This window comes from Limibacillus sp. (assembly GCA_037379885.1).
Lineage (GTDB): Bacteria > Pseudomonadota > Alphaproteobacteria > Kiloniellales > CECT-8803 > JARRJC01.
In genome coordinates this window covers 1-19,014 of the sequence record JARRJC010000031.1, presented here as the reverse complement: position 1 = coordinate 19,014, position 19,014 = coordinate 1, and the positions used below count along the sequence as shown (strand labels likewise).

At 64.8% G+C, this 19,014-nt stretch carries 20 protein-coding genes; 3 read left to right on the top strand and 17 right to left on the bottom strand.

Annotation, left to right across the window (positions count from 1 at the left end):
* Positions 1–5: 5 nt before the first annotated feature.
* Positions 6–134 (bottom strand): hypothetical protein, encoded by a 129-nt coding sequence (locus P8X75_10400; GenBank protein ID MEJ1995605.1) that lies wholly within the window; start codon positions 132–134, stop codon positions 6–8.
* Between the two features lie 216 nt (positions 135–350).
* Here P8X75_10400 and P8X75_10395 point away from each other — a divergent pair, with 216 nt between their 5' ends.
* On the top strand, positions 351–1,643 hold the full coding sequence (locus P8X75_10395) for a class I SAM-dependent methyltransferase (GenBank protein ID MEJ1995604.1): 1,293 nt from the start codon (positions 351–353) through the stop codon (positions 1,641–1,643).
* Positions 1,633–2,907, top strand: a complete 1,275-nt coding sequence (locus P8X75_10390; protein MEJ1995603.1) for a class I SAM-dependent methyltransferase — start codon at positions 1,633–1,635, stop codon at positions 2,905–2,907. Before P8X75_10395 ends, P8X75_10390 begins: the two co-directional genes overlap by 11 nt.
* 4 nt (positions 2,908–2,911) lie before the next feature.
* Here P8X75_10390 and P8X75_10385 read toward each other — a convergent pair whose 3' ends face one another.
* The 16 genes from P8X75_10385 to rfbC form a co-directional block, all read right to left on the bottom strand.
* Positions 2,912–4,264 (bottom strand): hypothetical protein, encoded by a 1,353-nt coding sequence (locus P8X75_10385; protein MEJ1995602.1) that lies wholly within the window; start codon positions 4,262–4,264, stop codon positions 2,912–2,914.
* A 29-nt stretch (positions 4,265–4,293) separates the two neighbouring features.
* Positions 4,294–4,683 carry a hypothetical protein gene (locus P8X75_10380; protein ID MEJ1995601.1) on the bottom strand — a complete coding sequence of 130 codons (390 nt, stop codon included), beginning with the start codon at positions 4,681–4,683 and terminating at the stop codon, positions 4,294–4,296.
* Positions 4,684–4,688: 5 nt separating this feature from the next.
* A complete protein-coding gene (locus tag P8X75_10375; GenBank protein MEJ1995600.1) occupies positions 4,689–5,876 on the bottom strand; it encodes a formate dehydrogenase subunit gamma in 1,188 nt (395 codons plus the stop codon).
* Positions 5,877–6,003: 127 nt separating this feature from the next.
* On the bottom strand, positions 6,004–6,201 hold the full coding sequence (locus P8X75_10370) for a hypothetical protein (GenBank protein MEJ1995599.1): 198 nt from the start codon (positions 6,199–6,201) through the stop codon (positions 6,004–6,006).
* Positions 6,202–6,390: 189 nt separating this feature from the next.
* Entirely contained in the window at positions 6,391–6,987 is a 597-nt protein-coding gene (gene fdh3B / locus P8X75_10365; protein MEJ1995598.1) for a formate dehydrogenase FDH3 subunit beta, read from the bottom strand.
* 14 nt (positions 6,988–7,001) lie between these two features.
* Positions 7,002–9,869, bottom strand: a complete 2,868-nt coding sequence (locus P8X75_10360; GenBank protein ID MEJ1995597.1) for a formate dehydrogenase subunit alpha — start codon at positions 9,867–9,869, stop codon at positions 7,002–7,004.
* 27 nt (positions 9,870–9,896) lie between these two features.
* The gene (locus tag P8X75_10355) at positions 9,897–10,097 is read right to left on the bottom strand and encodes a formate dehydrogenase (protein ID MEJ1995596.1); all 201 of its coding nucleotides are present in this window, start codon (positions 10,095–10,097) and stop codon (positions 9,897–9,899) included.
* Positions 10,098–10,195: 98 nt separating this feature from the next.
* Positions 10,196–10,801: a molecular chaperone TorD family protein gene (locus P8X75_10350; GenBank protein ID MEJ1995595.1), complete on the bottom strand. Its 606-nt coding sequence runs from the start codon at positions 10,799–10,801 to the stop codon at positions 10,196–10,198.
* Between the two features lie 185 nt (positions 10,802–10,986).
* The gene (locus tag P8X75_10345; GenBank protein MEJ1995594.1) at positions 10,987–11,748 is read right to left on the bottom strand and encodes a DUF3306 domain-containing protein; all 762 of its coding nucleotides are present in this window, start codon (positions 11,746–11,748) and stop codon (positions 10,987–10,989) included.
* A 68-nt stretch (positions 11,749–11,816) separates the two neighbouring features.
* The gene (locus P8X75_10340; GenBank protein MEJ1995593.1) at positions 11,817–12,362 is read right to left on the bottom strand and encodes a DUF3305 domain-containing protein; all 546 of its coding nucleotides are present in this window, start codon (positions 12,360–12,362) and stop codon (positions 11,817–11,819) included.
* A gap of 127 nt (positions 12,363–12,489) precedes the next feature.
* The gene (locus P8X75_10335; protein ID MEJ1995592.1) at positions 12,490–13,308 is read right to left on the bottom strand and encodes a phosphatase PAP2 family protein; all 819 of its coding nucleotides are present in this window, start codon (positions 13,306–13,308) and stop codon (positions 12,490–12,492) included.
* Positions 13,298–14,986 (bottom strand): glycosyltransferase family 39 protein, encoded by a 1,689-nt coding sequence (locus P8X75_10330; GenBank protein ID MEJ1995591.1) that lies wholly within the window; start codon positions 14,984–14,986, stop codon positions 13,298–13,300. Before P8X75_10330 ends, P8X75_10335 begins: the two co-directional genes overlap by 11 nt.
* Before the next feature lie 16 nt (positions 14,987–15,002).
* Positions 15,003–15,875 (bottom strand): glucose-1-phosphate thymidylyltransferase RfbA, encoded by an 873-nt coding sequence (gene rfbA, locus P8X75_10325; protein ID MEJ1995590.1) that lies wholly within the window; start codon positions 15,873–15,875, stop codon positions 15,003–15,005.
* A 39-nt stretch (positions 15,876–15,914) separates the two neighbouring features.
* Entirely contained in the window at positions 15,915–16,817 is a 903-nt protein-coding gene (gene rfbD / locus P8X75_10320; GenBank protein MEJ1995589.1) for a dTDP-4-dehydrorhamnose reductase, read from the bottom strand.
* Positions 16,814–17,869 carry a dTDP-glucose 4,6-dehydratase gene (gene rfbB / locus P8X75_10315; protein MEJ1995588.1) on the bottom strand — a complete coding sequence of 352 codons (1,056 nt, stop codon included), beginning with the start codon at positions 17,867–17,869 and terminating at the stop codon, positions 16,814–16,816. The genes rfbD and rfbB overlap by 4 nt, the downstream gene beginning before the upstream one ends.
* A 36-nt stretch (positions 17,870–17,905) precedes the next feature.
* Complete coding sequence (gene rfbC / locus P8X75_10310) at positions 17,906–18,457, bottom strand: dTDP-4-dehydrorhamnose 3,5-epimerase (protein ID MEJ1995587.1); 552 nt, start codon at positions 18,455–18,457, stop codon at positions 17,906–17,908.
* Positions 18,458–18,632: 175 nt separating this feature from the next.
* On the opposite strand from rfbC, the gene P8X75_10305 reads away from it, so the two are divergent.
* On the top strand, positions 18,633–19,014 hold a 382-nt coding region (locus P8X75_10305; GenBank protein ID MEJ1995586.1), incomplete at its 3' end, for a glycosyltransferase.

Here is a 19,014-nt window from a genome sequence, read left to right as displayed (position 1 = left end):
CCGCCTTACTGGCCGAGCCGGACGTTGTCGGTCGAATAGACCGCCTCGCTCGAGAGACCGAGACTATCCAGCGCGATTGCGGCGCCCACCGCGATGATGACGGCCGCCAGGGTCCCTGCGACAAATGCCTTCATGGTCTCATCCCTTTCATTTCGTTCCACGGCGCGGTCCTGCGTAACGCCACGCGTTCCCATAGATATGTCGCTTTGCGGCCCGCAGCACAAGAGTCTATCGGCCGAGCGGCTTTGCCTGGCTCCAGGGCTTTGCTAGCATGCGCTTTCTGCTTGATTTCCCCTTTGAGTCTTGCGCGCGCACCGACCCTCGATCCCGTCAGAGAGTGAAGCAACGCCTTGGATACACCTGCCGGACAGTCCCGGATCAGCTATGACGGCCCCGCCTCGGCGGAGCTGACCTGTCAGGGCTGCGGACGCCATGGCGCGCAGCCGTTCGAGCTGGCGTTGGTCAGGGCGGGTGAAACCGGGCCTTGGCTGAGCTTCTTCCGCTGCCCGGATTGCGCGAGCCTGACGGGAAAGGGCGATGTCGGGCTGCACCGGCAGGCCTCCCCTTACGGCGCCCTCGCCGGGCAACTCGCACGGCGGACCGCGGTGGAGCTCTTCTGTTCCTTTGGCCGCCAGATCTATGGCCTGCGCAGCTTTCGCGGGTTCCGGCCCGAGCGCATGCTGGACGTAGGCTGCGGGCTTGGTGTCGGGCCGGATTGCGCGTCGATCCTCTACGGCTGCCAGGCGACCGGGATCGATCCCTCCGAAGACGCGGCCTACGCCGCCAAAGCCCTCTCCTTTCCGCTGATCGAGGCCTACTACGATCCCTCCGCCCCGCCGGCGGGCGGCCCCTTCGACCTGATCCAGGCCTGGGAGTTGATCGAGCATCTGGAACGACCCCGCGCCATGATCGAATCCTTTCGCAGCCAATTGAGCCCGGAAGGGCTGCTGCTGCTCTCCACGCCAGCGGCGGAGGCCGTCACGCGCGACGCCGACCCCGCGCAAGTGATCGGCGCGCTGGCGCCGCCTAGCCACCTGCACCTCTTCAGCGAACGCGCCCTGGTTTCGCTGCTCCGGGCGGCCGGTTTCAAAGAGGTCGAGGCCGAACGCATCGGCGACCAGATCGTCGTGGCGGCCGGGGAGGTTCTGCCGGAGAGATGCTCAGCGGAGGAAGGTTGGGCGCTCTACCGCGATTATCTGGAGCGCCGCGCGGCCACACTGCCGGACGGCGGCGACTTCAAGCGGGGCTTCCAGGCCCGGCGGCTGTTCCAGGCCCTGTCGGAGGGCGGCTGGCGCGAGGTCGACGCCCTGCTCGCCTGGTTCGACCGGGACCTCGAGCGCTGCTGGAACATCATCCTGGAGAGGGATTCGGAACGGCTTGCCACGCTCTTCGCGTCGCCGCCGTCGCCGGAAAAGCTGACCGGGCTTCCGATTCCCCTGGCTCTGGTGATCTTCGCCCAGGCGCGGCAGGCGCAGCGCAGCCAGGACAAGGAGAGGGCTGTGTCTCTTTTCATGCTTTCGGCTGCCGCCGGACGCTTTACGCAGGCGAGTCTGTCGCCGCTCGGATTGATGGACGTGATGCTGGCGCGGCTGACCGAGCGGGCCGCTGCTTTCGCCGAGGAGATGTCGGCCCATGCAGGGTGAAGCGCGGGTCAGGCATCTGTCCCTGGCGGATGCGAAGACGGACTGCCCGATCTGCGGATCGGCGGGCGGTCATGCCTATCTGCTCTCCATCCAACTATCGGGAGCGGCGACACCCTGGCTCAACTACCATCGCTGTGACCGTTGCCATAGCCTGCTCTCGGAGCGCTGCTCGAAGGGGCCTGAGGACTCCGGTGAGCTGCGCAGCCTTACCGAAGAGCTGGCGCTGCGCGGTTCAATCGAGTTCTTTTGCGCCTTCGACACGCAAAGCTACGGTCTGCGCGCGCTCGCCGCACCCACGCCGCGGCGGGTGCTCGACGTCGGTTGCGGCATCGGCATCGGCGCCGACTTCGCGCAGAAATTCCTGGGCGCGGAGGCGCTGGGGGTGGACCCCTCGGGGGATTCCGCCAAAGCAGCAGAAGCTCTGGGCTTCTCCCTGATCAACGATATCTTCGAGCCCGCCGACCCACGGCTTGGCGGACCCTTCGATGTCATCCAGGCGTGGGAGCTGATCGAGCACCTGGAAGCGCCGCTGTCGCTGCTTCAAGGCTTCCGCAGTTGTCTGACCGACGAGGGTGTGTTGTTCCTGTCGACGCCCAACGGCGCGCTCATCGACGAGGAGGCGACCGAAGCCTTGGTCTTGCGTCTGCTCGCTCCGCCCGAACATCTTCAGCTCTTCAGTGCTTCGGCCTTGGAGCAGATGTTGCGGCGCGCAGGCTTTGCCTTCGTGGAGGTCACGGCCGAGGGTGGCCAACTCCTGGCCTGCGCCAGCGCCCAGGCCCCGCAGCGGCGCGATCCCCAGGATGCCCAGAAGCTCTACCTGGACTACCTGACGCAGCGCTGCGAAAGCCCGCCGGACTCCCCTCTTTTCGCCCGCGGTTTCCGGGCCCGCCGCCTGATGCTGGCGCTTGGAACCGGAGATTGGGGAGAGGTGGAAGCAGGCGTCAAACGCTCCCAAGAAGACCTTGCCGCCAACTGGGGCATCGATCTGGAGCCGGACCCGGCCAGCTGGAGAGCGTTGCTCAGCGATCCCCCCTCGCCCGAAGACCTTCGCCGCCTGCCCTTCACGCTCACTCTGCTGCTTTTCTGCAAGGCCCGGCTGGCGCAGCGCGCCCAGGATTGGGCCTTGTCGCGCAGTTTGTTCAAAGAAGCCCAGGCCGCCGGCGAGACGACCAGCGCCCTTCTGGGCCGCCTGGGTCTCTATGATTCCGAAACGGCCTTTCTCGCGGAAAAGGCAGAGCGTTTCCCAAAGACCTTTCCGGCGTGACGCCTCACTCGGGCCGCGTTACCTCCTTCAGGTACTGCACCAGCACCTGAAGCTCTTCGGGATCGCGCAGCCGCTGGACCGGCATCTTGCTGCCGGGCGTGACGATATGGGGGCCTTCGTCGAACAGGCGGTAGATGGTTTCCTCATTCCAGACGATCTGGCTCTCAAGCAGCGCGGGCGAATAGCGGTAGCCCTCCAGCGTCCCGGCCTCCCGTCCGAAGACGCCGTAGAGAGAGGGACCGGCACGCCCGCCGCCGTCGGGCTCCAGGCTGTGGCAGATGGCGCACTTGCGGAACTGCCAGGCGCCGGGGTGCTCGGGCAGGGGCAGAGTCTCCGTCGCCAGGGCGACGGACTCCTCCTCGCCGATCTCCGAGCCGTCCGACAAACGCCATTCGCGAATCACGCCCTTGCTGCTGCCTGAAAAGAGGCTCTCGCCGGCCGGATCGAAGGCGAGCGCCCAGACCGGTGCCTCGTGGCCCGCCAGGAGCAGCACCTCGCGCCCCTCGGTGAAGCTCCAGACGCGGATCAGGCCCTCCACGCCGGAGGTGGCTGCGAGATCGCCGTCGGGCGACAGCGCCAGGGCGAAGATGGGGCTCTCATGGAGTTGCTGGCTCTCGATCTCCTCGCCGAGGCGCAAATCCCAGCGGCGCAGCGTCTCGTCGCCGCTGGCCGAGACGATCTGGGCGCCGTCGGGGCGCACGGCCACGCCGTTCACGCCGAAGTCATGCCCGTCGATCGACAGGGTCAGGGCGCCGCTCTCCAGGTCCCAGACCTTGATGGCGGAATCGTAGCCGCCGCTCACCAGCGTTCCGCCGTCGGGCGTGAATGCGAGGGCGTTGACGTTGTTCTCATGACCCTCCAGCACCAGCAGGGCTTCGGGCTGCTCCAGAGACCAGTAGCGCACGGTCCTGTCCCAGCCTGCGGTGGCGAAGTGCTTGCCGTCCGGCGCCAGCGTCAAAGCCGCGATCTTGCCTTCATGCCCGGTGAAGCGGGCGAGTTCCTGCCCGCTTTCAATATCCCAAAGCCGGATGATGGCCGCGTCGTCCGCCGTCAGGATGCGCGTGCCGTCCGGGGTGAAGGCCACCGCGTTGACCGCGCCATCATGCGCGTCGAAGCGCTTGATGGGCTCCTGGGTCTCGCGGTCCCAGAGGATGGCGCTGTAATCAAAACCGCCGCTGAGAACGCGTTGGCCGTCCGGAGAGATCGCCAGGGCCTTCACATAGCCCGCGTGGCCAAGGTAGGAAGCAGAGCTTGGCGTTGCAGCGGCGCAGAACAGCAGAGCGAGAAGCGACAGAAAAAGGGGGAGCCGCCAGGACCGGCGCGCTCCCCCCTTGGATTCGTCGATCTTTGCTCCCATCACGCGTCCACAAGCTCCCGCCCGGAAGGTCAGCGCCAGGGGCCGGTTTGCATCTGGTTGGGATGGATTTCCGACCCCGGCGAGAGCGCGGTGCCCGGAGACCCCTGGTAGCCGCTCGCCCCAGGCCGGAAGGACGGGATCAAATCGCCCGTCTGCCGGTCTACGGCCAGGGTCGTGACCTGGAACGCGCTGTTGAAGTCGCCGCCCTCGTTCATGACGGTGACGATCCAGGCAGCGGTGCCGTCGATCTCACCTTCCACGATCTTCAGGACCTGGACGGGATAGCTCTCCTCAAGGCTCTGCTCGACAGACTCCTTGGTGACGCCGCCCTGCGCGCCCGCGGTGGCGGGCAGCAGAGCGAAGCCGACGAGAGCCGTGCCCGCGACCAGAACCAAGAGATGCTTCAGCGAATTTTTCAAATCGGTTACTCCGCGGGTTGTGAGGCTTGCTTGCGCTGTTGCTCCTCGACCCAAAGGTTGTGGTGCTCCTTGGCCCAGTTCAGGTCGACCTTGCCCGAACCCATGGCGGCAAAAGCGCCCTGCATGCCAACCGATCCAATGTAGATATGAGCGATGATCACCGCGATCACGACCAGCGCCAGGATCGAATGCCAAAGCTGTGAAAGCTGCATCTCCTGCATCGCCGTCAGTTCCGTGGGCAGCCCCAATCCGAAGACGTTGAGGATTGCGAAGGTCTTCGCCCAGGGCGTGACCTCGAAGGGGAACAGCAGCGCCACGCCGGAGAGCGACAGCGAGATGCCGGTCAGCACCACGGTCCAGAAGATGATCTTCTGGCCTGCGTTGAACTTCTTGCTGGGCGGGTGGCTGTGCTTGGAGAAGAGGCCGCCGCCCTTCAGGATCCAGATCACGTCGTAGCGGTTTGGAATGTTGTGACGCACCCAGAGGATGAACATCAGGACGACGCCGAGCATGAAGGGGAAGGCCAGATAGTTATGAGCGAACTTGCCCCAGAGCGTCAGGGTCCCGTAGATCGCCTCGATGGCCGACCCGCCGGGGGCGGCACCGGGCTCACGGCCCACGAGCGTCGCGACGAGGTAGCGCCCGTAGAGCAGGTTGAGGCCGGTGATGGCCAGGATCACGAAGGACACCGCCGTCATCCAGTGGGTGAAGCGCTCAAGACCGTTGAAGCGCTCGATCGTCTGGCCCGACCAGCCCGATTCGATCTTGACGCGCCCACGCAGCAGGAAGAAGAGCGCCAGCAGCCCCAGCATGCCCAGTAGCACCCAGGAGCCGTAAAGCGATAAAGGGCCATTGCGCACGTTGCGCCAGTTCTCTCCATAGGCCTGGATCAGAACGCCTGCCTGACGGTCGGGGATCGAAACCTGACCTTCGGCGCCGCGCCGGATCTCACGCCAGAAGTCGGTGTCGCTGGTGGCGCCCAGGCTGTCGCCCGGCACGGTGCCGCCGGTCGGCGCACTGCGCAGGCCGGAATTCTCTTCCTCGACGCCGCTCTGGGCGGCCGCCGGCCCCGCCAGCAACAGCCCGAGAGCGACGATCACGGCGCTAAGGGTCAGCCAGAACAAGGTCCGCCGCTCAGGCGCCTCGCCGGTCCGGGCCGCAAGGACGGCCGAAGTATGCTTGGAGAAAGACATGGCGTTCAAAAACTCCCTCACCTGTCTCACCGCTTGCGTCCTTCTTCCCCGAAGGCCCGCACGGCGGACGCTGTTTCTAAAGGGCCGGATGCGCCTGGTCTAGCGCGCCCGCCCTCAGTTGGCGGCTCTACAGAGCGCCTTGATTCCTCGCACGCTGGCGCAGCTCTTCCTCGGTAGCTTCGCTCAGCGGACTGTCTGGTTTGCCTTGGTAGACGCCCGGCTCCAGAAGGAGCACGCGGTCCTGTTCTTCCTCGCGGCAACCGGTGGTGAGACCGGCAACGAGGACAAGACCCAAAAGGGCGTAGATCGTGTTCTTACGAGTCATGGCAGTGGTCTCTCCGCCTTGGTGTGAAGACTGCGCCAACTCCGCCTGGGCACGGCGCAAAAGCCGTTTTCAAGGCGAAGCAGGGGCGGCGCAAGGATCAAGCGCCGCCCCCTCATTGTCTTCGCGTGGGGTCCCCCGCCCCGGCCTCGGCCCGGGCGGGAGGGATTACCCAATGCGAGGGCTCAGGTTCTAAGAGCCGGCCTTCTGCTGATAGGCCGTGCCCCAGCCCCAAGCGCCCGACCCGAAGCCACGGGCGACGACGCGCTCGCGGTAGATGTCGGACACCAGGTCGCCGTCGCCTGCGAGAAGTGCCTTGGTCGAGCACATCTCGGCGCAGAGCGGCAGCTTGCCCTCGGCAAGACGGTTACGGCCGTACTTCTGGAACTCGGCCGCGGAGTTGTCCTCCTCGGGACCGCCGGCGCAGAAGGTGCACTTGTCCATCTTGCCGCGGCTTCCGAAGTTGCCGGCCTGCGGGTACTGCGGCGCGCCGAAAGGACAGGCGTAGAAGCAGTATCCGCAACCAATGCAGAGGTCCTTGGAATGAAGGACCACGCCTTCATCCGACTGGTAGAAGCAGTCGACCGGGCAGACCGCCATGCACGGCGCATCAGAGCAGTGCATGCAGGCCACAGAGATCGAACGCTCACCGGGCTTGCCGTCGTTGATCGTCACAACACGACGGCGGTTAACGCCCCAAGGAACCTCGTGTTCGTTCTTACACGCCGTGACGCAGGCGTTGCACTCAATGCAGCGCTCAGCATCACAAAGGAACTTCATACGTGCCATTAATCAGGTCTCCTTTATGCGGGCTCGATGCGGCAGAGAGTGGCTTTGGTCTCCTGCATGTTGGTGACCGAGTCGTACCCGTAGGTCTGGGCCGTATTCGATGCTTCACCCAACACGTAGGGGTCGGAACCGGCGGGGTAGACATCCCGCAGCGATTCGCCCTGCCAGTGACCGCCGAAGTGGAAGGGCATGAAAGCCACATCCACGCCAACGCGCTCTGTCACCATCGCCTTGACCTTGACCTTGGCGCCCTCAGGACCGTGGACCCACACCATCTGGCCGTCCTTGACGCCCAGGTTGTTGGCGTTGACCGGGTTGATCTCCACGAACATGTCCTGCTGAAGCTCGGCCAGCCAGGGGTTGGAACGGGTTTCGTCACCGCCGCCCTCATACTCGACCAGTCGGCCAGAGGTGAGGATGATCGGATAATCGACCGAGAAGTCCTCGTCCTGGATCGACTTGTAGAGGATCGGCAGACGGTACATCCGGCGGTCCTCGTAGGTCGGGTAGTCGGCAACAAGATCACGGCGCGAGGTGTAGAGCGGCTCGCGGTGCGCGGGCACCGGATCCGGGAAGTTCCACACGACGGTCCGGGCCTTGGCGTTGCCGAAGGGCGCACAGCCATGAGCGATCGCGACGCGCTGGATACCGCCGGAAAGGTCGGTCTTCCAGTTCGTCTTCTCGCCGGCCACCGCATCGATCGCGGCGCGCTCGTCGTCCGTCAGGTCGGAGTCCCAACCCAACTTCTGAAGCATGGCCATGGTGAACTCGGGATAGCCGTCCTGGATCTCCGAGCCGACCGGGTAGCTGCCTTCGGCGAGGAGGTTGTCCCCGTCGCGCTCCACGCCGAACCGGGCGCGGAAGCACAGACCGCCTTCGGCGACTGGCTTGGAGGTGTCGTAGAGGACCGGCGTGCCCGGGTGACCCATCTCCGCGGTTCCCCAGCAGGGCCAAGGCAGCCCGTAATAGTCACCGTCGGCCGGACCGCCCCGCGCCTGCAGGGTCGTCTTGTCGAAGGTGTGCTGGTTCTCCATGTGGAGCTTCAGGCGTTCCGGCGACTGGCCGGTGTAGCCGATGGTCCACATGCCGCGGTTGATCTCGCGCAGCGTGTCCTCGATCGAGGGCTCGTCGTTCTCCACCGCGATGTTCTTGAACATTTCGTCCGCGAAGCCGAGCTTCTTGGCGAACTTGTACATGATCGTGTGATCGGGAAGAGATTCGAAGAGCGGCTCGACCACCTTGTCACGCCACTGGATCGAACGGTTCGAGGCCGTGACGGAGCCATAGGTCTCGAACTGGGTTGCGGCCGGCAGCAGGTAGACGCCGTCTTTGCGCTCATGCATGACCGCGGTCATGGTCGGATAGGGGTCCACGACGACGAGCATGTCGAGATTGCTCATGGCGCGGCGCATATCCGGCAGACGGGTCTGCGAGTTGGGCGCGTGACCCCAGAAGATCATGGCCTTCAGGCTGTCGTTCTGCTCGATGTTCTCCTTGGCTTCGAGAGCCAGGTCGAACCAGCGAGAGACAGGAACGCCGGCCTTCTCCATGAACTCCTGAGAGGCGAAACGGCCCAGGATGTAGTCGTAGTCCGTTTCCCAAACGCGAGCCCAGTGCTTCCAGGAGCCGGTCGCAAGACCGTAGTAGCCCGGCAGGGTGTGACAGAGCACGCCCAGGTCGGTGGCTCCCTGCACGTTGTCGTGGCCGCGGAAGATGTTGGTTCCGCCGCCCTGCGTGCCGATGGTGCCCAGCGCCAGGCCAAGGATGCAGTACGCACGGGTGTTGTTGTTGCCGTTCGTATGCTGCGTGCCGCCCATGCACCAGACGATGGTGAAGGGACGGTTGTTGGCCAGCGTGCGCGCGACGCGCTTCAACTGGGAACCCGGAACGCCAGTTACGCGCTCGGTCTCCTCGGGGGTCCATTTGGCCACTTCGGCGCGGATCTGATCCATGCCCCAAACGCGCTGGCGGATGAACTCCTTGTCCTCCCAGCCGTTCTCGAAGACATGCCACAGAATGCCCCAGATCAGGGCGACGTCCGTGCCGGGGCGGAAGCGCACGTACTCCGAAGCGTGCGCGGCCGTACGCGTGAAGCGCGGGTCGCAGACGATCAGAGGAGCGGCGTTCTGCTCCTTGGCCTTCAGGATGTGCTGCAGCGACACCGGGTGCGCCTCGGCGGGGTTGCCACCGATGAAGAACATGGCGCGGGAGTTGTGGATGTCGTTGTAGCTGTTGGTCATGGCGCCGTAGCCCCAGGTGTTCGCGACACCCGCCACCGTGGTGGAGTGGCAGATACGCGCCTGGTGGTCGACGTTGTTGGTCCCGGCATAAGCGGCCATCTTACGGAACAGATAGGCCTGCTCGTTGTTGTGCTTGGCCGAACCGAGCCAGTAGATCGAGTCCGGACCGCTGGTGGCGGTAATGTCCAACAGCTTGTCGCCAATCTCGTTGATGGCCTCGTCCCAGCTCATGCGCTGCCACTTGCCGTCGACGAGCTTGACCGGATACTTCAGGCGCCGCTCGCCGTGCGCGTGCTCGCGGACGGACGCGCCCTTGGCGCAGTGCGCACCCAGGTTGAAGGGGCTGTCCCAGCCGGGCTCCTGCCCGACCCAAACGCCGCCCTGAACCTCGGCCATCACGGTACAGCCCACCGAGCAGTGGGTGCAGACGGACTTGATCAGTTTCACTTCACCGGACGCTTCTTGCGCCTCAGCCTTTGTCACCATCCCAAAAGACATCGAGGAGGCCGCGGCGATACCACCGGCAGCAAGCCCCGAACGCTTCAGGAAGGTACGACGGTCAATGGCGCCGCCGACGGAAGCCGCCAGCGCCTTTGACAAACGGGGGCCCTTTGCAACCCCATTCGTCTTACGTGTGAGCATCGTCCTCTCCTGTAAGGTTACGATCTATTAGAAGCGAGCCAGTTCGTAGTACTTCTTGACGTGATCGGTTTCGCGGTAGCCCGAGCCGGAAGCCTGTTGCTTCACCGGTTCGCCTGCCGCGGCCCCTTTCGCGAGACCCGCCGCCGCAACGCCGGCGACGCCGGCGCCGAGAGTGGCTTTGCGGAAGAAGTCCCGCCGGCCCATCTCTGTGGCTTTTTCTTTGCTCATAAGCTCACCTTTCCTACTTGGTGAACGGTCGGGACAAACTTTCGTTCCTAGGCGCGGCGTCATCCCCTTTGCCGCTGGTTTGTTGCTTTTCTTGGACGCTAGGCCGCCATTTCGAAGGCTTGTTTCTCAATATCCATGAAGACCTGCCCAATGCGCCCGACCGGCATGTAGAAAGCCGCAGCGCGCGCTGCTTGCAGATCCTCAAAGAAGCGGGGCGCCCAGGGCGCCAGGTGTTTTTCGAAGAATTCGCGTTGTGTCTCTATGTCGCCGGGCGCCGCGAAGGCGCCGGTGATCAGGCCGGCCATCATCTCGCAGAGAGCCGCGATGTGGTCTTCCGGTTCGCGCACGCCCTCGACCCGCGCAATGCCCAGACGACCCATGTCGGCGCGCAGGTTGGCGAGAGGCTTTTCATTGAGGAAACCGGTCAGATAGTAGGAACCGTAAGGCGTCAGCTCACCCTGACCCACACCGATGAAGAGCTCGAAGTGCTCCTGCTCAAGCTTTTGCGGGGTGGCGTTGCGCGCCGCGCTGGAAAGGGCGGAAATGGCCTGGCCGATTTCGGAGTCGTCGCCGGAAAGACGCCCGACCATCGCCAACGTGTCGGCGTCCGGCGCACAAGCCAAGAGCCGCCCTATGAGGGCGTAGCAGTTGGCTCGCAGTTGGTCTTCGTCCGCAATGTCGATGGCGTGATCCAATTCGGCCAAACGACCGTACCTCCCTTCCCCATTTTTTCGGTGGTCTGACAGTTCAGCTTTAAGTGGACTGTTTTCTAGACCGCCATAGCCCTTCTTTTTGAAGGGTTTTTCGTGTTTTTCAACGACTTAATTAAAGGCCCCTTGTCATGGAGTTGTCAACAATTGCTTGACGTTTTCAGGGCCCCGCCGGTGGTTCAGGAGGAAGGGTCGCCGGGCGGTCCCCAGCGGCGTGCCAGGGCCGGGCGCTTTTTACCCACAGGGAGGTTTGCGGACCGCGCGTGGGGGCGCGGGCTGGCTGCCTTGTCTCCCGGCTCTCCGACGCGCTCCGGCGCCGGGGTTTCGGAGGGCTGCGCTTCAGCTTCGTCCACAAGGCCGGAATCGGCTGTCGCGGCCTCTGAAACCGCTGGATCGGACCCGGCTTCAGTTGGGAATTCTGCCGTTTCTTCGGGGGACTCGTCGGTGGTTTTGCCGCTTTGCGCGGTTTCCTGGGCCTCCAGGGGTTCCTCAGGAGGCAGGCCAGCGCGGCGGCGTTCTTCCTTGATCAGGTCTTCGTCGGTGAACATGCCCTTGCCCACCCGATAGAGCGTCTTGAGGTTCGGCACCACGGTGGCCTTGTCCGTGAAATCCTCGCCGTAGTCGATCAAGCCGTCGAGGTTCGCCAGCACCGGGTTGGAGCGCCACAGCACGCGCATCGCGCGGCGCTTCAAGACCTCCGGCACGCCTTCCTTGAAGAAAGCCGTGAAGTCGGAGTCGTAACTGAGGCTCTCAGGCTCCGGCAGGGACGCGACGTAGTCGTCGATCTCCTTCTGGCGGGCCGCCGCCTCTTCCTCTGAGAGTTCGGGAGCCCTCGCCGGGCTCTCCTCACCGGGTTCGGGCGGCAAGGGTTCGTCCAGGCGGCGCGCCTGTTTTCGCGCCGACCAGCGGTTCAAGAAACCCTTTTCTTCCTTCTCAGCCATTTCCCTCAGCCATTTCCCTCAGCCATTCGCGCCGCCTGTTTTCCGCCAAGCTGCCATTTCCTGCCGCGCTAGTGGTGCGACCCGCCGCCGTTGCTGGCCGGCCCCTTGCGCCCGAAGCCGACCTTGTCCGGGTCGTAGCGCTTGCGCTTGCGCTTATAGAAGGGCTCGTCGACGTGGAACTCGCCGACGAACTGGCTGACGAAGGCGATCAGCGCCGTCGGCATGGCGACGCCCTCGACGATCTCCTCGCCGCTGTCCAGATAGTCCTGGGCCTCATAGGGCGAAGCCGTCGCGAGGATCGGGTAGAGCTCCTGCTCGGCCTCTTCGGGTTCATGGGCCTTGCGCAGCACGACGAAGATGCGCGGCGGCTCCTGGGTCAGGTTGACCCGGTAGGCTTCCGTTTCCTTGCGAAAGAGCTCAATGGGCAGAGTTCCGGCGTGGAAGCGAACGAAATCCTCGCCACGCTCCAGTTCCTTCCAGGGGCCGCGGGGATCGAGGTCCGCCGCGCCGGGAATTACCGCGACCGCGCGCCAGGTGTGGTCGAGCCAGGGGTGGTCGGACTTGCGCCGCTCCACCACCACGCCGACCGGCAGGCTTTCAGCATTCTGCTTCATGGGTTCCTGTTTGCATCACGGGGCCGCGACCGCCGGTTCTTCCGGCATGGCCGAACAGCGGCCCTTCCTCCCAAAGCTTCTTGTTCTCGCATTAGACTTAGTGCTTTGTGCGGGCCTTGGAAAGAGATCACGTCTCCTGCGCCGCACCCTCCGCTTTGCGGCTGCGCGCCGAGAACCCCCGGCCAAGGCGCCGGCCGATCCAGCGCCCCTCGGGCTTCAGCACCCAACGCCCATCCGGACCCGGCGTGAAAAGCCATCCCTTTTCCCGATAGAAGTTCAGAATGGCCCAGAAGAGGACCAGGGAGATGGCGATGGAGGCCATCACGTCACTCAGGAAATGAACCAGCACGATGATCCGGCTGACCGCGATCGTGACGGCGAAGGCCAAGAGGTAGGGGCGCAGGCGCTTGAAGAAGCAACCCACCGCGAGAGCGATACAAAGGCTCGCTTGAGCATGCCCCGAGGGAAAGGAGTTGTAGGCCGGCTCCAGCCCCACGAAGAAGTCGAAGCCGTAGATGTCGTCGTAGAGCAGCAGCTTGGGCCGGGCGCGGCCCAGCGACCACTTGATCGCCGCCACCAGAAGGCCGGGAATGGTAATGTTCACGAAGATGAAGAAGCAGGCGCCCGCGAACCAGCGCCAGATGCGCTTCGCGTTCTCCTTCTTTACCAGGTACCGCGCGGTCAAAAAGGACAGCAGCGCGGCGGCGACCGAGGGATAGAGATACCAGCGCGAGTTGCCGATGGCGGTGAACTCGTCGAAGAACACGACCACCTTCATGGGTATCCGCGCCATCAGCTCGGTCAGCATGGGATCGAAGAGCAGGCCCGTCAGCGGCGCCAGCACGAAGAACAGCAGCAGCGAGACCAGCGCACCGAAACGAATCAGCGGCGTGACCTGCCACGGCTTCGGATAGCCTTCTCCTCTGCCAAGCGCCTCACTCTCCATCGGCAATTCCATACAGGGTGAGGCGCAACGGGTCACCCCCGGAATAGTTGAAGCCTTCAATCTCGGCGAGCGGCTTCAGATCGCCCGCGGCCTCTCCCAGCGCGCCGCGAAAGGCCGCTTCGCCACTCTCATCGACCAAGGCCAAACGGCAGCGCCGGTCCTCCAACAGCAGTTGGGCGGCGCCGCCCGCGGAGCTGAGCAGCGTCTCGGTGCCTGCGAGGAAGACGAGGCTGGGCTCGCGGAATCCGCTCGAAACCAGCCGGCTACCCGGGCAGGGCGCCGCCTCCTGAAACGCCTCTGCGATACGCGGGGCGAGCCAGATGCGCTGCATGCTCGGCAGGATGCCCTGATAGCTCGCGAAATAGACCAGGAAGGCGCCGGCCAGCGCCGCGCGGAGACGTCGTGGATCCTCTCTCAGGCGGCCAGGGCTGAGCGCGCCCCACAGCACCAGGCCGACGCCCGCCAGCAGGGGTCCCCACCAGACCCAGTCGCCGCCGCCCTCGCCGATCGCAAAGGGCGCGCCCAGCGCCAGAAGCAGGCCGACGAGCACGAACAGCCCCTGTCCGAACCGCAGCAGAGCGGCCTGGCGGGCTACCGGCAGCGCTCGATCCTTCAAGCGCGCGAAGCTCCAGCCGAAGAGAATGAAGAGCGCCGGGAAGACCGGCAGAAGGTAGTGCGGCAGCTTCGTCATGATCAGCTCGAAGACCAGCCAGGTCGGCAGTATCCAGGCGAGCAGAAAGCGCTGGACCGGTTGCCTGCGTTCGCGCCAGGCGAAAAGAAACGCCAGGAGTATGGCCGGCCCAAAGGGCCAGGAGATGGCCCAGAAGAGCGCCAGATAGTAGCCCGGCAGCGCCCCATGGGACTCCTGCCCCTCGAAGATCTTGGCGAAGATGTCCTTGCCGAAGGATTCCTGGAGGAAGCCGCCGTCACTCTGGAGCGTGATGGCGACGAACCAGGGCAGCACGATGGCGGCGGCGAGCGGCAGCCCGGCCAGAGGCTTCAGCCGCAACAGCCAGCGCCAGTCCCGGTCCGCCAAGCTGAGGCACAGGATCGTGAGTCCCGCGACCGCCGGGGCCACGGGCCCCTTGATCAGCGTCCCCGCGCCCAGGGCCAGCCAGAAAACGAGAGCGGGAAGCCAGGAGGCAGGTAGAGCCACGGGCGCCCGGTGCTTCAAGTAAATGACCGCCAATCCCGCCTGCATCGCCACGATGGTGGCGAGCAGCATGGCGTCGGTCTTCGCCAGCCTCGCCTCCACCCCCAGCAGGAGCGAGGCGGCGAGACCGAGACCGGCGGCGAGACCAGCAGCCGCGCCGAACAGCCTCGCGCCCAAGAGACCCGTGCCCAAAACGGCCAGCAGCGCGCCGCTCAGAGAGACCAGGCGATAGACCCAGAGCGGCGCAGCCGCATCCTGTCCGGAAAGCTTCAGGGCCCCCGCTTGAAGCCAGTAGATGCCGATGGGTTTCTTGTGCCGTGCCTCGTCCTGAAAGCGGATGTCCAGGTAGTCGCCGCTTTCGACCATCTGCTTGCTGGCCTGGACGAAGCGCGCTTCATCGCGATCGAAGGGCGGCAGCGAAAAGAACCCGGGAAGGAAGAGCGCGAGAGCAAAAATCAGCAAAAGAGCCGCGTTCTTCGAACCCAACCGCTTGTCGCCGATCCCCGCTCCTGCAGCCGTACTCACGGACCCCCGCCTCTCTTCAGGCCTTCTCCTCCAGAACCGCCTGAAGGTAGGCGCCATAGCTCGACTTACCATAGGAAGCTGCGATTTCAGCCACCTGATCGGCGCTCAACCAGCCCTGATCCAGCGCAATTTCCTCAAGGCAGGCGATCTTCAGGCCCTGCCGCACTTCGAGAGATTGAATGAAGCTGCTGGATTCCAGCAAAGAGTCATGCGTGCCCGCGTCGAGCCAGGCGTAGCCCCGTCCCATGCGCTGCACTTGAAGGCGGCCCGCCTCCAGATAGCGGCGGTTCACGTCTGTGATCTCCAACTCGCCGCGCGCGGACGGCTGGATCGACCGCGCGATCTCCACGACGTCGGGGTCGTAGTGGTAAAGACCGGTGACGGCCCAATGCGACTTCGGCTTGGCGGGCTTCTCTTCGATGGACGTGGCTCTGCCGTCGCCGTCGAAGGCGACCACGCCGTAGCGCTCCGGATCGCCGACCCGGTAGGCGAAGACGCTGGCGCCGTCATGCTGATCCTGCGCTTGGATCAGCATCTCAGAGAGGCCGTGCCCGAAGAAGATGTTGTCTCCGAGAATGAGCGTCGAGGAGTCGTCACCTACGAAATCGGCGCCGATGATATAGGCTTCTGCAAGCCCGCGGGGTTCGGGCTGAACCGCATAGCTGAGCGCGATTCCAAAGCGGCTGCCATCGCCCAGCAAACGCTGGAAGGCGGCCTGGTCCTGCGGCGTGGTGATGATCAGGATGTCCTGCAATCCGGCCAGCATCAGGGTGGAAAGCGGGTAATAGATCATCGGCTTGTCGTAGACCGGCAGCAGCTGCTTGCTGGTCACCTGCGTCAAGGGGTGGAGCCGTGTACCCGCACCGCCAGCCAAAACCAAACCCTTCAAGACAAGTCCCCCTTATCCTTTGCCGTGTCGGGCCCGCCCCTATTGGGAGGCGTCCGACCGGCTGTCCAGCGTCTCAGTAAGACGCTGACGCCATTCCTTCTGCGTTATTCCGTAAGCTTGCGCAAGACCAGCACCGTCCAGAACCGAGTAGGCCGGGCGCGGCGCCTTCGCGCCGAAAGCCGCCGTCGTGGTGGGGGTGACCTGGGCGTGCGGCAGCCCTCGCTTCGCCGCTTCCTCGAAGATCGCCTTGGCGAAGCCGAACCAGGTGGTCTCTCCCGCCCCGCTGTAGTGGAAAACGCCCCAAACGCGCGGCTTGCCGGAGGCTAGATGCCCGCAGATCGTGAGGATCGCTTCCGCCAGGTCTTCCGCCAGGGTCGGGCAGCCGCGCTGGTCTTCCACCACGGCCAGGCTGTCGCGGGTCTCCGCCAGCCGCAGCATGGTGTTCATGAAGTTCTGGCCTTCAGCGGAGTAGAGCCAGGCGGTGCGCAGGATGATGTGCTGCGGTTGGGCGTCCGCCAGCGCGCGCTCGCCTGCCAGCTTGCTAGCGCCGTAGACGGAGCGGGGGCCGGTCGGGTCATCCGGACGGTAGGGGCGCTCGCCCGCGCCGTCGAAGACATAGTCGGTGGAGACGTGGATAACCGGACAGCCGGCTTCGGCGGCAGCGCGCCCCATGACGCCCAGGGCGTCGGCGTTGACCGCCATCGCGAGGTCAGGCTCGTCTTCCGCCCGGTCGACGGCGGTGTAGGCAGTGGCGTTGATCAGGATGTCGGGAGAGGTCTCCGCGATCGCGCGCTCCAGGGCCGCGCTGTCCGTGACGTCCAATTCGGGGCGGCCCAGGAACTTCGCCTCGAACGCCGAGATATCCCCAACCTGGGCGGCCAACGCTCTAGCGAGTTGCCCGCTTCGCCCGAGGATCAGCAGCTTTGTCTTTTGCGCCGTCACGTCCGGCCCAAACCTTGGCGGCCGTCCTTGAAGCCGCCCTCCCGGATCGCTTGCCACCACCAGCGGTTCTCCAGGTACCAGGCCACGGTCTGCTTCAAGCCTTCCTCCAGCCCGTGCGCCGGGCGCCAGCCCAGCTCTTCGCGCACGCGGCTCGAATCGATGGCGTAGCGCAGGTCATGGCCCGGCCGGTCGGTGACGTAGGTGATCAACTGGTCATGCGGACGATGCGGCGAGTCCGGCAGCAGCTCGTCGAGGCAGGCGCAGATGGCCCGCACCATGTCGATGTTGGAGACCTCGGCATCGGCGCCGACGTTGTAGGTCGCTCCGGGCTCACCCTTGCGCACCATGAGCTCAAGCGCCGAGGCATGGTCTTCTACCCTGAGCCAGTCGCGGATGTTGGCGCCCTTGCCGTAGACCGGCATGGGCCGTCCCTCCAGACCCGCCAGGATCATCACCGGGATCAGCTTCTCCGGCATCTGATAGGGGCCGTAGTTGTTGGAGCAGTGGCTGATCACCACCGGCAGCCCGAAGGTGCGGTGCCAGGCGCGCGCGAAGTGATCCGAGGCCGCCTTCGACGCCGAGTAGGGGGAGTTGGGCTGAAAGGGAGTCTGCTCGGTGAAGACGCCCGTCTCGCCGAGCGAGCCGTAGACCTCGTCCGTAGAGACGTGGAGGAAGCGGAACGCCTCCTTCCGGGCCGCCTCGAGCCCGGCCCAGTACTCCTGGGCCGCCTGCAGCATCACCACCGTCCCGGTGACGTTGGTCGAGACAAAATCCATCGGACTGTCGATCGACCGGTCAACGTGGGATTCCGCCGCCAGATGCATCACGGCATCGGGCTGATGACGCTCGAAGAGCGCGCGCACCGCTTCGGCGTCCCGGATGTCGGCGCGCTCGAAATGATGGTTGGGCGCGTCGAGAGCCTCGCCCAGCGAGGGGAGGTGTCCGGCATAGGTCAGGCAGTCGAGCGTCACCACCTCTTCGCCCTTGGCCACCAAGCGGCGCACGACCGCCGACCCGATGAAGCCCGCACCCCCCGTTACGATGGTCTTCATGACCCCTGTCCCCTATATCCGCTCAAAACCCGGTGCTCACTCAAAGGGGCTTTCGAAATCCGCGAAGCGCGGCAGCCTCTTGTCCTTATCCGACAGGATGGCCGCCTGCGGGTCCAGGCCCCAGTCGATTCCGAGGTCTTCGTCCGCCCAGAAGACACCTGCGTCGCATTCCGGCGAATAGTAATCCGTCACCTTGTAGAGCAGCTCGCAATTGGGCTCCAGCGTGCAAAAGCCGTGCAGGAACCCTGCCGGGACCAGCAGCTGCCGCCAATTCTCCGCGCTCAGCTCAACGGCGACGTGACGACCGTAGGTGGGGGAGGACTTCCTGATGTCCACGGCAACGTCCAAGACACGCCCGCGTGTGACCCGGACGAGCTTGTCCTGCGCGTGTGGCGGCGATTGGAAATGCAGGCCGCGGACCACGCCCTTTTCGGCGGAGAGGGAGTGGTTGTCCTGAACGAAATCGAAGTCCAGGCCACCCTCCAGAAGCCGGGCCTTGTTATAGGTTTCTGAGAAGAAACCGCGCTGATCGCCAAACCGCTTGGGCTCGATTATCACGACGCCTTCCAACTCGGTCTTGGTGATCATTCAAAAAGACCCTTTTTCGATTGCCCTTCAGACCTTCCATACCCCAACCCATGCGGGCGAAACAACCTCGCCCATTGCAAGAGAGCTAGAATGGCGCGCCTGTCTTTTCTTAGCGGACGCTTCAGCGCATGATGACCCCTCGAGATTCCAGGCCTTGGCAAGGAAGCAAAGAGACGTGCCGTCCTCGAAGACCCCCGACCTTGATATCGTGATCGTCAACTGGAACGCGGGGGCGCTCCTGGATCGCTGCCTGAAATCAATCGCTGCGAGCGAAGGCCGTGATCAATTCCTGTCCCGGATCATCCTGGTCGATAACGCCTCAAGCGACGGCTCCACCGAAGGCCTGGAGAGGCATGGACTGCCGCTCGAACTGCTGAGGCAAAGGGAGAATCTGGGCTATGGCCGGGCTGCGGACCTTGGAGCGCGGGCGGCGGAGGCCACCTTCCTTCTGTTCCTGAACCCCGACGTCCGCCTGAAGGGCGATAGCCTGCGCCGCAGTCTTGAGAGGCTCACGGCCCTGGAAGAGTCGCTCGCGCGGCCGCCTGCGATTCTCGGCG

What these genes read in the sequence shown, in the direction of transcription:
- P8X75_10360 (MEJ1995597.1), bottom strand. Translation starts at nt 9,869, where the DNA reads ATGCTCACACGTAAGACGAATGGGGTTGCAAAGGGCCCCCGTTTGTCA.
- rfbC (MEJ1995587.1), bottom strand. Translation starts at nt 18,457, where the DNA reads ATGATCACCAAGACCGAGTTGGAAGGCGTCGTGATAATCGAGCCCAAG.
- P8X75_10400 (MEJ1995605.1), bottom strand. Translation starts at nt 134, where the DNA reads ATGAAGGCATTTGTCGCAGGGACCCTGGCGGCCGTCATCATCGCGGTG.
- P8X75_10375 (MEJ1995600.1), bottom strand. Translation starts at nt 5,876, where the DNA reads ATGTCTTTCTCCAAGCATACTTCGGCCGTCCTTGCGGCCCGGACCGGC.
- P8X75_10370 (MEJ1995599.1), bottom strand. Translation starts at nt 6,201, where the DNA reads ATGACTCGTAAGAACACGATCTACGCCCTTTTGGGTCTTGTCCTCGTT.
- P8X75_10385 (MEJ1995602.1), bottom strand. Translation starts at nt 4,264, where the DNA reads ATGGGAGCAAAGATCGACGAATCCAAGGGGGGAGCGCGCCGGTCCTGG.
- rfbB (MEJ1995588.1), bottom strand. Translation starts at nt 17,869, where the DNA reads ATGAAGACCATCGTAACGGGGGGTGCGGGCTTCATCGGGTCGGCGGTC.
- P8X75_10340 (MEJ1995593.1), bottom strand. Translation starts at nt 12,362, where the DNA reads ATGAAGCAGAATGCTGAAAGCCTGCCGGTCGGCGTGGTGGTGGAGCGG.
- P8X75_10390 (MEJ1995603.1), top strand. Translation starts at nt 1,633, where the DNA reads ATGCAGGGTGAAGCGCGGGTCAGGCATCTGTCCCTGGCGGATGCGAAG.
- P8X75_10335 (MEJ1995592.1), bottom strand. Translation starts at nt 13,308, where the DNA reads ATGGAGAGTGAGGCGCTTGGCAGAGGAGAAGGCTATCCGAAGCCGTGG.
- P8X75_10355 (MEJ1995596.1), bottom strand. Translation starts at nt 10,097, where the DNA reads ATGAGCAAAGAAAAAGCCACAGAGATGGGCCGGCGGGACTTCTTCCGC.
- P8X75_10345 (MEJ1995594.1), bottom strand. Translation starts at nt 11,748, where the DNA reads ATGGCTGAGAAGGAAGAAAAGGGTTTCTTGAACCGCTGGTCGGCGCGA.
- fdh3B (MEJ1995598.1), bottom strand. Translation starts at nt 6,987, where the DNA reads ATGGCACGTATGAAGTTCCTTTGTGATGCTGAGCGCTGCATTGAGTGC.